General features: G+C 72.3%; 12 protein-coding genes and 1 pseudogene. 10 read left to right on the top strand and 3 right to left on the bottom strand.

Features of this window, described 5'->3' with window-relative positions; translation table 11 throughout:
- Window positions 1-186 precede the first annotated feature (186 nt).
- Entirely contained in the window at window positions 187-1,476 is a 1,290-nt protein-coding gene (locus CCS38_RS23235; RefSeq protein ID WP_372457133.1) for a DUF418 domain-containing protein, read from the top strand.
- Between the two features lie 5 nt (window positions 1,477-1,481).
- Here CCS38_RS23235 and CCS38_RS23230 read toward each other — a convergent pair whose 3' ends face one another.
- Genes CCS38_RS23230 through CCS38_RS23220 form a run of 3 tightly spaced genes read right to left on the bottom strand, consistent with a single transcriptional unit; the run spans window position 1,482 to window position 3,537 of the window.
- On the bottom strand, window positions 1,482-1,868 hold the full coding sequence (locus CCS38_RS23230; RefSeq protein WP_223735251.1) for a BlaI/MecI/CopY family transcriptional regulator: 387 nt from the start codon (window positions 1,866-1,868) through the stop codon (window positions 1,482-1,484).
- A gap of 53 nt (window positions 1,869-1,921) precedes the next feature.
- Window positions 1,922-3,088 (bottom strand): glycosyltransferase family 4 protein, encoded by a 1,167-nt coding sequence (locus CCS38_RS23225; RefSeq protein ID WP_223735250.1) that lies wholly within the window; start codon window positions 3,086-3,088, stop codon window positions 1,922-1,924.
- Window positions 3,085-3,537, bottom strand: a complete 453-nt coding sequence (locus tag CCS38_RS23220) for a hypothetical protein (protein WP_223735249.1) — start codon at window positions 3,535-3,537, stop codon at window positions 3,085-3,087. Before CCS38_RS23220 ends, CCS38_RS23225 begins: the two co-directional genes overlap by 4 nt.
- A gap of 239 nt (window positions 3,538-3,776) precedes the next feature.
- Here CCS38_RS23220 and CCS38_RS23215 point away from each other — a divergent pair, with 239 nt between their 5' ends.
- The 9 genes and pseudogenes from CCS38_RS23215 to CCS38_RS23175 all read left to right on the top strand — a co-directional run bounded on the left by CCS38_RS23215 (window position 3,777) and on the right by CCS38_RS23175 (window position 12,364).
- The gene (locus CCS38_RS23215) at window positions 3,777-4,319 is read left to right on the top strand and encodes an Lrp/AsnC family transcriptional regulator (RefSeq protein ID WP_223735248.1); all 543 of its coding nucleotides are present in this window, start codon (window positions 3,777-3,779) and stop codon (window positions 4,317-4,319) included.
- Between the two features lie 265 nt (window positions 4,320-4,584).
- Window positions 4,585-5,397, top strand: coding sequence for a dimethylargininase (gene ddaH, locus CCS38_RS23210; protein ID WP_223735253.1), 813 nt, complete (start codon window positions 4,585-4,587; stop codon window positions 5,395-5,397).
- Window positions 5,394-6,656: an ornithine--oxo-acid transaminase gene (gene rocD, locus CCS38_RS23205; RefSeq protein ID WP_223735247.1), complete on the top strand. Its 1,263-nt coding sequence runs from the start codon at window positions 5,394-5,396 to the stop codon at window positions 6,654-6,656. Before ddaH ends, rocD begins: the two co-directional genes overlap by 4 nt.
- Before the next feature lie 88 nt (window positions 6,657-6,744).
- Complete coding sequence (argJ, locus tag CCS38_RS23200; RefSeq protein ID WP_223735246.1) at window positions 6,745-7,944, top strand: bifunctional glutamate N-acetyltransferase/amino-acid acetyltransferase ArgJ; 1,200 nt, start codon at window positions 6,745-6,747, stop codon at window positions 7,942-7,944.
- A 105-nt stretch (window positions 7,945-8,049) separates the two neighbouring features.
- Window positions 8,050-9,147: a WD40/YVTN/BNR-like repeat-containing protein gene (locus CCS38_RS23195; RefSeq protein ID WP_223735245.1), complete on the top strand. Its 1,098-nt coding sequence runs from the start codon at window positions 8,050-8,052 to the stop codon at window positions 9,145-9,147.
- 198 nt (window positions 9,148-9,345) lie between these two features.
- Window positions 9,346-10,023 (top strand): uracil-DNA glycosylase, encoded by a 678-nt coding sequence (locus CCS38_RS23190; RefSeq protein WP_223735244.1) that lies wholly within the window; start codon window positions 9,346-9,348, stop codon window positions 10,021-10,023.
- 108 nt (window positions 10,024-10,131) lie between these two features.
- Window positions 10,132-10,239: pseudogene (locus tag CCS38_RS23185) on the top strand (DUF2510 domain-containing protein); the annotation flags it as partial.
- Between the two features lie 225 nt (window positions 10,240-10,464).
- The gene (locus tag CCS38_RS23180) at window positions 10,465-11,307 is read left to right on the top strand and encodes an LURP-one-related/scramblase family protein (protein WP_223735252.1); all 843 of its coding nucleotides are present in this window, start codon (window positions 10,465-10,467) and stop codon (window positions 11,305-11,307) included.
- Entirely contained in the window at window positions 11,300-12,364 is a 1,065-nt protein-coding gene (locus CCS38_RS23175; protein WP_223735243.1) for an N-acetylglucosamine kinase, read from the top strand. Before CCS38_RS23180 ends, CCS38_RS23175 begins: the two co-directional genes overlap by 8 nt.
- Window positions 12,365-12,429: the final 65 nt, after the last annotated feature.

The following is a 12,429-nucleotide window of genomic DNA, read 5'->3' as shown; positions in this document are numbered from 1 at the left end:
GGAGGAAGGAGGTACGGAGCGGTGGGGGTGGCGCGCATGCGCCGGGCGTGCTCATGGAGCGTCCTGCGAACCCAGGAGTGCACTCGGGCACCGGAGGGCGCAGCACGATACCGCCGCAGTGACGGATGCGTCACCAAATCACCGTGAACCGTGTCCCCTTGCGGAGGGGGCAGGCATCTTGGGCGTATGTCGCAGAACTTACCCAGGGCACGCAGCGTGCCCCTGCCGACGCGCGCCGGGACCGCGGCACGGAAAGTGTCACCGGGCGACCGGCCCGTCACCAGTACACCTGACCAACCGTCAGCACCGGCCGCCCGTGTCATTACGCCCCGGCTGATCGGCATCGATCTCGCCCGTGGCCTCGCGGTACTGGGCATGTTCGCCGCCCACGTGGGCCCCGATCCGTCGGACGGCGGCCCCATGGGCTTTCTCATGGAGCTCGCGCGCGGCCGGTCCTCCGCCCTCTTCGCGCTGCTCGCCGGCTTCTCCATCGTGCTCATCACCGGCCACCCCGAGCCCCGCACCGGGCGTGCGGGACGGCAGGCGGTCGTGCGGGTACTGATGCGCGCCGTCATCCTGCTGGCGCTGGGCACGGCGCTGACCGCGCTGGACACCTCGATCGATGTGATCCTCGCCTACTACGCGCTGGCGTTCGTCGTGGCCCTCCCCCTGTACCGCCTCAAGGCCGGGGTCCTCACCTTCATCGCGGCGGCGACCGCGCTGGTACTCCCTCAGGATCTCTTTCTGGTCAAGGTCTGGCTCGACGAGAGCAGCTGGGGCGACACGGTGATCGCCCACGATCCACTGTCCGGACTCGGCGACACGGACGGCATCATGGACCTGCTGTTCACCGGCGCCTATCCGGTGCTCACCTGGATCCCGTTCCTGATCGCGGGCATGGCCGTGGCCCGGCTCGACCTCACCCGGCCGGTGGTCCGCACCCGGCTCGCCCTGACCGGTGCCGCGCTGACGGTGCTCGGTTACGGGGGCTCCTGGCTGGCCCTGCACCTGATCCCGAACGCGTACGCCGCCGTCGCCGCGGGCTCGGACGGCGACGCGCCCGGGTCGGCCTGGTGGTCCGACGCCGTCGGCGAGCCCACCTACCTCTTCCGCGAATGGCTGCTGGTGGCCGCGCCGCACAGCCAGACGACCCCGTCGATCCTGGGCAATACCGGCGTCGCCCTCCTCGTAGTGGCCGGGTGCACGATCGCGCTGGACCGGCTGCCGCGCCTGCGGCGGGCGGTCGCACCGGTCATCGCGGTCGGCGCGATGTCCCTGTCCGCCTATGTGCTGCACATCGTGGCCATCCGGGCGCTGGGCACGGACGACATGTCCGACGCCAGTGAGCCACTGGTCCTGCTCGGCTTCGTCGTGGGCGTGCTCGCGCTGGCCTACGTATGGAAGCGGCTGTTCCGGCGCGGGCCGCTGGAGTACCTGCTGTACAAGATCACCTCGCCGGCCCGCTTCATCCGGTGAGCGTCTCAGCGGCCGCGGTCCTCCGCCAGGAACTGCCGCAGCGCGGCCTCTTCCTCACTGCTGAGCCCGGTGACGAACTGCTGCAGGGCCGCGATCGGGTCGGGCCCCTTGTCCAGGGCCTGGTGCATGACCTCGGCGGTCAGCTCGGCGGCGTTCTTGGCCGGCCGGTAAGCGCCGCGCCGGCCCTCGGCGTCCCGTACGACCAGGTCCTTGTCGTGCAGCCGCTTCAGGATCGTGTGGATGGTGTTGTACGCGAGGTCGCCGCCGATCTCGGCGTGCACCTCGGCCGGGGTCAGCGGCGCCTCGGTCGCCCACAGGGCGGCCAGGACCTCGCTCTCCAGCGTGCCGGCGCTGCGTCGTTCCCCTCTGCCACGAGGGTTTCTGCCTACCATGACCACACCCTACAGCCCGTAGGGCGCACGGGCACCTGCTGGCACCCCCGACCTCACGCGTGCTTCTTTTGCGTGATGAGGACCTTGAGGAGCGCCTCCCAGCGGGCGCGGACCCGGGCCGGGGTGTAGCGGCGGGCGGACTCGACGGCATGCCCGCCGAGCTTCTTGCGCAGCGCATCGTCCTCGACGAGGCGGGTGAGCGCCGCGGTCAGCCCCGCGGTGTCCCCGAGCGGTACGAGCAGGCCGTCCTGGCCGTCGGTGATGATCTCGCGGGGGCCGTGCGGGCAGTCGAAGCTGACCGGCGGGACGCCGTGGCTCATCGCCTCGGCCAGCACCATGCCGAATCCTTCGCGCCGGGAGGCGAGGGCGAAGACGGCGGCCTTGGCCAGCTCCCGGTCGAACTCCTGCGTGGCGCCCATCAGGTAGACGTGGTTGTAGAGATGCCGGTCGTGGATCAGCGTCCGCAGGCGGTCGCGTTCCGGTCCGGCGCCGAAGATGCGCAGCTGCCAGTCGGGGTGCGCGCGGGCGACGGGCTCGAACGCCTTGATGAGGGTCGCGAAGCCCTTGCCCTTGACGAGCCGGCCGGCGGAGACGATGAGCGGCCGGTCGAGGCCGGCGCGCTCCGGGGCCTCCTCGGAGAGCGGGTTGGGGATGCACTCGACGCGGACGCCGCTGTCACCGAGCCGCCGCAGGTAGGCGTCCTCGTCGGCCGCGGTCAGTACGGTCACCGCGTCCAGCCGCCGGTACCAGCGGCCGATCTCCCGGGCGAGTTCCGGCTTGTGGTGGGAGTAGTGCAGGTGTTCCTGGCCGACCCGGACGACGGACGCGGGCGTGAAGCGGGCGGAGAGGAGGTTCAGGGCGGGCCGGGTGGTGATCAGTACGCCGTCGTGCAGCGAGCGCAGATAGCGCACGACGCGCCGGTCGGTGAGGCGGCTGAACCGGTCGAAGCGGACTTCGGCCTCGGGGACGAGGCGGCTGGGGCGGTGCTGCCGCTGGTACGTCAGCGGGCGGGTCCAGCGGGACGGCGGATGCGTGTCGTCGACCAGGGCCCGCAGCCGGACCTTCGGGTGCAGCGCGAAGCGGGGCTCGGCGCGGTGCCGGTGGACGCTCACGACCTCGACGTCGTGCCCGGCCTCGGCGAGGGCGTTCGCCTGATTGATGACCGTGCGGACGGTGCCGCCGACCGCGTAGGCGTTGAGCAGCAGGAAGCGGATCTTCACCGGGATTCCTCCCCTTGGCGGGTGAGTCGTCGGCAGGTGATCGAGAGGTTGTCCTGGACGGTGTAGTACGGCTCGATCCGCAGGCCGCCGGCGCGCTGGGCCGGGTACGTGAAGATCTTTTTCTTGCCGGGCACGTCGTCCAGGTGCCGCCCCAGCCGGAGCGCGTCGTCACAGCCGTCCGGCACCAGGTACAGGTCCCAGACCCGGTCGCCCTCCGGAGTGGCGGAGGCGAGCGCGTCCAGCGGGACGGACACCTCGAAGCGGCTGCCCCGCCCCTTCGTCGCCAGCCGCAGTTCCGTACCGGCCGCGTCGCGCACCCGGGCGACCAGCGTCCCCGCACCCGAGGCCGCGCCCACGACGTGCCCGAGCACCCGGATCCGGCCCTCGCGGGGCCAGATCTCGGCCACTTCGGCGTGCGCGGGGGCGATGCGGTCGGACTGGTCGTGCATGACGCGCTCCTCCGGCGGCAGATCCGACAACCTGTAGGGTCACAATCAAAACCCTACATGATGTAGTGCGGAGTGCGGGGAACGCGGAGCTTGCTGCGAGGTGACCAACGCAGGGCCGGGACGTAACACGACGTGGGGCGCGCGGGCTCCGTGCGGCGCATACGATCCGCGTGGTCCGTGCGCCCCGCAGGGACCCTCGGGCCGTACGGCCCGGCCCAGCGACGGAGGAACCACCCGCCATGCCCCACGCACCCGGCCCGCTCGACGAGTTGGACCGAAAGATCATCGCGGCGCTGACCGCGAACGCCAGGACCAGCTTCGCCGAGATCGGCTCGGCCATCGGCCTGTCGGCCACCGCGGTCAAGCGCCGGGTGGACCGGATGCGCGAGACCGGCGTGATCACCGGCTTCACCGCCACGGTCCGGCCCTCGGCGCTCGGCTGGCGCACCGAGGCGTACATCGAGGTGTACTGCGACGGCGCGGCCCCGCCCCGGCGCATCGCCGAAGTCGTCCGCCGGTACCCGGAGATCACCGCTGCGATGACGGTCTCCGGGGGCGCCGACGCGCTGCTGCACGTCCGCGCGACCGATGTCGAGCACTTCGAAGAGGTGCTGGAACGCATCCGCACCGAGCCCTTCATCCGCAAGACGATCAGTTACATGGTCCTCTCGCACCTGATTCCGGACAGCCCGGAGGCGGGCGCCGGCTCGTCGGCGGTACAGGGATACGGCCCCGACTCCCCCGCGTCCGCCCGCCCCGCGGGGAACACCGGCACCACCTGATCCACCGACGCAGCAACCCTGCGCCGACCGGCCTCTTTACGCACGTTCACTGCGCCGGTGCGCAGCGTTCCGGCCTTGTCCGGCACAGCCGCGGCTTCCTACCGTTATGGGCATCCCTGCGTCACCTCCCAGTGACCCCGTGTCACTCGGGTGACGCCCCCTGCCCGTCCGCGGATCGGAGGACCCCGCCGTGCCCGAACCCGTGTCCGTACCCGTGCCCGCACCGGTACGCGAGCCCGTGAACGAGGCGGCGCTGCGCACGATCGTGCGCCCGCCCCGTGTACCGCGCCCGCGGCGCTTCTTGCTCTGCGAGCCCCGGTACTTCGATGTGCAGTACGCCATCAACCCCTGGATGCGCGACGGCGCGCCCGTCGACACCGAGCTCGCCCAGCGGCAGTGGGCAGCGCTGGTCCAGGCGTACCGCGACCACGGCCACACGGTGGAGACCGTGCCGCCGGTGGCCGGGCTGCCGGACATGGTGTTCGCGGCGAACTCGGCGCTCGTCCTGGGAGGACGCGTGTTCGGTGCGCGCTTCCACGCGCCGCAGCGCCGCCCGGAGTCCGTGGAGTACGAGAAGTGGTTCCGGGCGGCCGGGTTCGAGGTGCACACGCCGGAGGCGGTGTGCGAGGGCGAGGGCGACCTCGTGCCGGTCGGCGGCTACGTCCTGGCCGGTACGGGCTTCCGTACGACACGGGAGGCGCACCGGGAGGTGCAGGAGTTCCTCGGTGTGCCGACGATCGGCCTGCAGCTGGTGGACCCGTACTTCTACCACCTGGACACCGCCCTCTTCCCCCTCGACGACACCAACATCGCGTACTACCCGGAGGCGTTCTCGCCCGGCAGCCGTGAGGTGCTGCGGCGGCTGTTCCCGGACGCGGTGCTCGCCACCCGGGACGACGCGCTGGCGTTTGGCCTCAATTCCGTCTCCGACGGGTGTCATGTCTTCGTTGCCCCGCAGGCCGAGGGGATCGTTGAACAACTCGCCCGTCACGGTTACGTTCCTGTCCCCGTCGACCTGTCGGAGTTCCACAAGGCCGGCGGCGGCATCAAATGCTGCACCCAGGAGGTCCGCTCATGACCGCGCCCACCCGCTTCTCCGCCGCCGGCCCCGCGCCGCAGCCCCCCGCACCGGACGCCCGCTCCTCGGCGGAGCTGATCCGCGCGGAAGGGCCCGTCCTCGCGCACAACTACCACCCGCTCCCGGTGGTCGTGGCGCGCGCCGAGGGCGTGTGGGTCGAGGACGTCGAGGGCCGCCGGTACCTCGACATGCTCGCCGGCTACTCGGCGCTGAACTTCGGCCACCGCCACCCGGCGCTCGTCGAGGCCGCGCACCGTCAGCTCGACCAGGTCACTCTCACCTCACGCGCCTTCCACAACGACCGGCTCGCCGGCTTCGCCGAGGGCCTGGCCGCGCTCACCGGCATGGACATGGTCCTGCCGATGAACACGGGCGCCGAGGCCGTCGAGAGCGGCATCAAGGTCGCCCGCAAGTGGGCGTACGACGTCAAGGGCGTGGCCCCGGACCAGGCCACGATCGTCGTCGCCGCCGACAACTTCCACGGCCGCACGACCACGCTCGTCAGCTTCTCCACCGACCCCGTGGCGCGCGCCGGTTACGGCCCCTACACGCCCGGCTTCCGCGTCGTCCCGTACAACGACCTCGCCGCCCTCGAAGCGGCCGTGGACGAGACCACAGCGGCCGTGCTCATCGAGCCGATCCAGGGCGAGGCCGGCGTCCTCATCCCGGACGACGGCTACCTCACCGGCGTCCGCGAGCTGACCCGGCGGGCCGGCTGCCTGTTCATCGCCGACGAGATCCAGTCCGGCCTCGGGCGCACGGGCCGCACGCTGGCCGTCGAACACGAGTCCGTCGTCCCGGACGTACTGCTCCTCGGCAAGGCGCTCGGCGGCGGCATCGTCCCCGTCTCCGCCGTCGTGGCCCGCCGGGACGTGCTGGAGGTACTGCACCCGGGCGAGCACGGCTCCACCTTCGGCGGCAACCCGCTGGCCGCCGCGGTCGGTTCGGCCGTCATCGACCTCCTGTCGACCGGCGAGTACCAGCGCCGGGCGGCCGAGCTGGGCGAGGTACTGCGTGCCGGTCTCGCCGGTCTGACCGGCAAGGGCGTCACCGGCTTCCGCGCCCGCGGCCTGTGGGCGGGCGTCGACGTCGACCCCGCGCTGGGCACGGGGCGCGAGATCAGTGAGCGCCTCATGCGGGAGGGCGTCCTGGTCAAGGACACCCACGGCTCCACCGTCCGGCTGGCCCCGCCGCTGACCATCACGGAGGACGAACTGTCCTCGGCGATCGAGGCGCTGGGGCGGGTGCTGGGCGAGTAACGCATACGGGGCGGGTGACGCATAGCCATACGCCCTGGCACACAAAAATAGCTGGACGCCTTAGAGCTCGTCCGCAACTATATTCCGCATGACACATATTGATTCACGTTCAGTTGCGGATACGGGCGAGCTCACCTGGCCCGTGGGCTTCCGGGCCTACACCGGGAACGGGGGCCTGCGGGCGCAGGGGGACGACATCTCGATCGTGGCGTCGGACCGGCCGTCGGTCAGCGCCGCGATGTTCACCCGCAGCCGCTTCGCGGGCCCCGCGGTGGTACTCAGCCGGGCGCACGCCGCCGGCGGGCGCCTGCGCGCCGTCACCACCCTGGCGCAGAACGCCAACGTGGCCACCGGCCGGCAGGGCGAGGAGAACGCGGCCGAGGTCGTCGGCCGGGTCGCCGGAATCCTGGGCGTCCCGGCCGACGCCGTACTCATCGGGTCCACCGGGGTGATCGGACGGCCGCTCCCGATGGACGCCATCCGCACGCATCTGGAGGCGACGGCGGAGCGCGGCACGGCGGCCTTCGAGGCGGGCCCCCTCGATGTGGCGCGCGCGATGATGACCACGGACACCCGCCCGAAGACCAGCACCCGGCGCGTCGGCCGGGCCCGCATCGTCGGCGTCGCCAAGGGCGTCGGCATGCTGGAGCCGAACATGGCCACGATGCTGGCGTACGTGTTCACCGACGCGGAGCTCTCCCCCGCCGCGCTGGACACCGCGCTGCGCGGCGCCGTGGAGAAGACCTTCAACTGCCTGAGCGTGGACACCGACACCTCCACCTCCGACACCGTGGCCGCGCTCGCCAACGGGGCGGCGGGGCCGGTCGACCCGGCGGCGTTCTCGGCGGCGCTCGGCGAAGTGTGCCTGGACCTCACCCAGCAGCTGGCGAGCGACGGGGAGGGCGCGAGCAAGCTGCTGCGCGTCACGGTGAGGCAGGCCGCCGACTACGCACAGGCCAAGCGGGTGGCCAAGAGCGTGGTGAACTCTCCGCTGGTCAAGACGGCCGTGCACGGCGCCGACCCGAACTGGGGCCGGGTCGTCATGGCCATCGGCAAGAACACCGAGGACACGGACATCGAGCCGGCGAAGGTGACCGTACGGTTCGGCGAGACCGAGGTGTACCCGGAGGAGCCCGCCGCCGACACCCTCGAAAAGCTGGCCGAGGCGATGCGGCGGGAGGAGGTCGACATCATGATCGGCCTCGGTCTCGGCGACGCCACGGCCACGGTCTACGGCTGCGACCTGACCGCGGGCTACATCCGCGTCAACGCCGACTACACGACCTGACGCACACGGCCTGACCTGCACGGATGCTGCTTCCGAGGGCCGTTGTCAGTGGTCGGGTGCAGACTGACTCGTACCTGGAACAACGGCGTTCGGAGGTGCATTGACATGACGACCCACACGGCTGATGTCCTGCTCGCGGTAGGGACCCGGAAGGGTCTGTTCCTCGGCCGGCGACGGCGGGGCAGGTGGGAGCTGAGCGAGCCCCATTTCCCCGCCCAGGCGGTCTACTCGATCGGTATCGACACCCGCCGCGCCACCCCGCGGCTGCTGGCCGGCGCGGACAGCGCGCACTGGGGCCCTTCGGTTTTCCACTCGGACGATCTCGGCGAGAGCTGGGTGGAGCCGGCGCGCCCGGCGGTCAAGTACCCGGATTATACGGAGACTTCGCTGGAGCGGGTGTGGCAGCTCCAGCCCGCGGGCCCGGCGGCGCCCGACGTGGTCTATGCCGGTACGGAGCCGGGCGCGCTGTTCCGGTCCGAGGACGGCGGCGAGTCGTTCGAGCTGGTGCGGCCACTGTGGGAGCACCCCTCGCACGACGAGTGGGTGCCGGGCGGCGGCGGCCTCGCGGTGCACACGGTGATCACCGACCCGCGCACCGCCGACGCGGTGACGGTGGCCGTGTCCGCCGCCGGGGTATTCCGCACGCTGGACGGCGGGGCGAGCTGGTCGCCGTCCAACACAGGCGTGAAGGCGGTGTTCCTGCCCGACCCGGACCCGGAATTCGGCCAGTGTGTGCACAAGATCGCGCAGGACTCGGTGAACCGCGACCGCCTCTACCTGCAGAACCACTGGGGGGTGTACCGCAGCGACGACGCGGGCGCGCAGTGGACGGACATCGGTTCTGGACTGCCGTCGGACTTCGGTTTCGCGGTCGCCGCGCACCCGCACCGCGGCGACGTGGCATATGTCTTCCCGATCACCGCGGACATGGACCGGGTGCCGGCCGAGCACCGCTGCCGGGTGTTCCGGACCTCCGACGCGGGCGCCAGCTGGGAGGCGCTGAGCGAGGGGCTGCCGCAGGAGGATCACTACGGCACGGTGCTGCGCGACGCGCTGTGCGTGGACGACGGGGATCCGGCGGGCGTGTACTTCGGCAATCGCAACGGCGAGGTGTTCGCCAGCGCGGACGACGGCGACAGCTGGCAGCAGCTCGCCGCCCACCTGCCGGACGTGCTGTGCGTACGGGCGGCGGTGCTGGCGTGAAGCGGCGATCGTGAGCGGGACGGCCGTGAACGGGGCGGCCGTGAACGGGGCGGCCGTTATTCGGGCGATCGGGAGGTGACCGGTGATGGCGTGATCTGTACGCGATCGTGGTCGAAGCTGACCGGAGGGTGGCGAAGGTGACCGGGGGAAGGGGGCACGGGTTGATACGGACCACCGGGCGGCCAGTAGGGTGACGCCGTGGCTGCACGACCTCTCCATGAAATTGTTGAACCGGGCTGGGCCAAGGCACTTGAGCCCGTTGCCGGACGCATCGCCGCGATGGGCGACTTCCTGCGGGCCGAGATCGCCGCGGGACGTACGTACCTCCCGGCCGGCAGCAACGTGCTGCGCGCCTTCCAACAGCCCTTCGACGACGTGCGCGTGCTCATCGTCGGGCAGGACCCCTATCCCACGCCGGGGCATGCCGTCGGGCTCAGCTTCTCGGTGGCACCGGAGGTGCGCCCGCTCCCGGGCAGCCTGGAGAACATCTTCCGCGAGCTGCATTCCGACCTGGGGCTGGGACGGCCGGCCAACGGTGACCTCACGCCGTGGACCAAGCAGGGTGTGCTGCTGCTCAACCGCGCCCTGACGACGGCGCCGCGCAAGCCCGCCGCCCACCGCGGCAAGGGCTGGGAAGAGGTCACCGAGCAGGCGATCCGGGCGCTGGCCGCGCGCGACCGGCCGCTGGTGGCCGTGCTGTGGGGGCGGGACGCGCGCAATTTGCGCCCGCTCCTCGGGCAGGTGCCGTCGGTCGAGTCGGCGCATCCCTCGCCCATGTCCGCAGACCGGGGCTTCTTCGGCTCGCGACCGTTCAGCCGGGTCAACGACCTGTTGGTCAAGCAGGGCGCGCAGCCGGTGTCCTGGCAGCTCCCCTGACCGAGTGGCGCCGCCGTGCCCGCGCGGCGGCGGTGCCGCGACGGACCGGTGGCTGGGCTGACGTGGTGGCCCGACGGCCGTGCTGAGCTGGAGGGATAGTGTGCCAGCATGACCACGAACTCGAACGTGCCGGCGGCGGGCTGGTACGCCGACCCGCAGGGCACGCCTGACCAACTGCGCTGGTGGGACGGCGCCCGGTGGACCGAACACACCCACCCGGGCGGCGGCCAGGGGCAGACCACGGGCCAGGCACAGCAGCAGGCCCAGGGCCAGGATCAGGACCAGGCCCAGCAGTACGGCCGGCCCCAGCAGGCACCCGGCCAGCACCAGCAGGCACCCGGCCAGGGACAGCAACACGGCCAGTCGGAGCACCAGGCACCCGGCCGGCCGCAGCACCAGCAGGTACAGCACCAGCAGGGGCAGGCGCCCGGTGCGCAGCCGATGCCGCAGGCCCAGCCGCAGCCCCAGCCGTTCGGGCAGGGCGCGCCGCAGCAGCAGCCGTACGCCCAGCCGCAGCCGCAGCCGGTCGCACAGCCGCCGTACCCGGGCGGGCAGCCGCAGCCGGGCGCGCAGCAGCCGATGCCGGGTGGCCAGCCCATGCCGGGCGGGCAGCCGCAGGGGTACGGCCATCCCCAGCAGCCCGGTGTCGCGCCGGGCGGTGCCGCGCCGGCCGGCCCCGGTGGCGGTTCGCTGTTCAGCGAGCCGGTTCTGGTCGTGAACCAGAAGGCCAAGCTGATCGAGATGACGAACGAGTACAGCGTCTTCGACCAGAACGGCAACACCATCGGCTCGGTCGTGCAGGTCGGCCAGAGCACGGCCAAGAAGGTGCTGCGGCTGGTCTCCAGCCTCGACCAGTACATGACCCACAAGCTGGAGATCCGTGACGCGTACGGGCAGCCGCAGCTGGTGCTGACGCGGCCGGCCAAGTTCATCAAGTCCAAGGTGCTGGTGGAGCGCCCGGACGGACAGCCGGTCGGCGAGATCGTGCAGCAGAACGCCATCGGGAAGATCAACTTCGCGCTGGTGGTCAACGGCCAGCAGATCGGCGCGATCAAGGCGGAGAACTGGCGCGCCTGGAACTTCGCCATCGTCGACCACGCCGACCAGGAGATCGCCCGGATCACCAAGACGTGGGAGGGCCTCGCCAAGACGATGTTCACCACGGCGGACAACTACGTCCTGCAGATCCACCAGCAGCTGCCCGACCCGCTGCTGAGCCTGGTGGTCGCCACGGCGCTGACCGTCGACACCGCCCTCAAGCAGGACGCCCGCGGCTTTGGGTGAGACCACACCGGCGCCGGGACCGGAGCTGGTACTCGGCGTCGATTCGGGCGGCTCGGGCCTGCGGATCGCGGTCGCCCGCGCACACGGGAACGCGTGCGGCACCGCAGACGGGAACGAGGCCGCGGCCGCAGGGGCACCGGCCCCGGCGCGGCGGCTGCGCACGGTCGTCTTCCGGGAGCCAGTGCGTACGGGACCGGACGGCATCGACCCGGACGACCTGCTCGGCCGGCTCCTGCCGACGGCCGGTTCGCTGCTGCGCGAGGCGGGCGGCGACGGGCGGTGCGCCGCGGTGTGCGTGGGCGCGGCCGGCATGGGCACGCTCGGCGACGGCCTGCGTGCCGCGCTGCCGGCCGCGCTGTCCCACGCGCTCGGCACGGACCGGCTGGCCCTCGCGGCCGACGCGGTCACCGCGTACGCGGGCGCACTCGGCCAGCACCCCGGGGCAGTGGTCGCGGCCGGCACCGGCATGGTCGCGCTGGGCACGGACCTGACCCCGGCGACCGGCTGGCGGCGCGCCGACGGCTGGGGCCACCTGCTGGGCGACTGCGGCAGCGGCGCCTGGATCGGCCGGGCGGGGCTGGAGGCGGCGATGCGCGCGCACGACGGCAGGCCCGGCGGTTCGGCGGCGCTGCTGGCCCGCGCCGAAGCGGTGTTCGGGCCGGTCACGGGCCTGCCCGGCAAGCTGTATCCGCGCGCGGACCGGCCCGCCGTGCTGGCCTCCTTCGCACCCGAGGTCGCGCGCTGCGCCGCCGAGGACAAGTTCGCCGCCGCCATCCTCGACGAGGCCGCCCATCACATCGCCGACGCCGCGGCCGCGGTCTGCCCGCCGGCGGCCACGCCCACCGGCCGGGCCGTCGCGTACACCGGCGGTCTCTTCAAGATGGGGGAACCGCTGCTGGAGCCGTTGCGCGCGGCGCTCGCGGTGCGGCTGCCCGGCGTGCGTCTCCGCGCGGCGGACGGCGATCCGCTGGACGGCGCGCTGCTGATCGCGTCGGCGGTGGCGCGGGACGCGCTGCGGCTGCCCACCGACGACCGGCTTTTGCACGTCGCGCGGTGAGCACACGGACTGGCCCGCCTCGCCGCATTAACATTCGCGAACACACTCACCGCCCACGCCACCCC

Origin of the sequence: Streptomyces purpurogeneiscleroticus (assembly GCF_020024005.1) — a bacterium.
Lineage (GTDB): Bacteria > Actinomycetota > Actinomycetes > Streptomycetales > Streptomycetaceae > Streptomyces > Streptomyces purpurogeneiscleroticus.
Note: the sequence above shows the minus strand (reverse complement) of the source record. Positions and strands in the feature narration are given on the sequence as shown.

Bases quoted from the DNA above. Each gene is read 5' to 3' on its own strand.
- CCS38_RS23235 (WP_372457133.1), top strand. From the start codon at position 187: ATGTCGCAGAACTTACCCAGGGCACGCAGCGTGCCCCTGCCGACGCGC.
- CCS38_RS23230 (WP_223735251.1), bottom strand. From the start codon at position 1,868: ATGGTAGGCAGAAACCCTCGTGGCAGAGGGGAACGACGCAGCGCCGGC.
- CCS38_RS23220 (WP_223735249.1), bottom strand. From the start codon at position 3,537: ATGCACGACCAGTCCGACCGCATCGCCCCCGCGCACGCCGAAGTGGCC.
- CCS38_RS23215 (WP_223735248.1), top strand. From the start codon at position 3,777: ATGCCCCACGCACCCGGCCCGCTCGACGAGTTGGACCGAAAGATCATC.
- rocD (WP_223735247.1), top strand. From the start codon at position 5,394: ATGACCGCGCCCACCCGCTTCTCCGCCGCCGGCCCCGCGCCGCAGCCC.
- argJ (WP_223735246.1), top strand. From the start codon at position 6,745: ATGACACATATTGATTCACGTTCAGTTGCGGATACGGGCGAGCTCACC.
- CCS38_RS23195 (WP_223735245.1), top strand. From the start codon at position 8,050: ATGACGACCCACACGGCTGATGTCCTGCTCGCGGTAGGGACCCGGAAG.
- CCS38_RS23180 (WP_223735252.1), top strand. From the start codon at position 10,465: ATGCCGCAGGCCCAGCCGCAGCCCCAGCCGTTCGGGCAGGGCGCGCCG.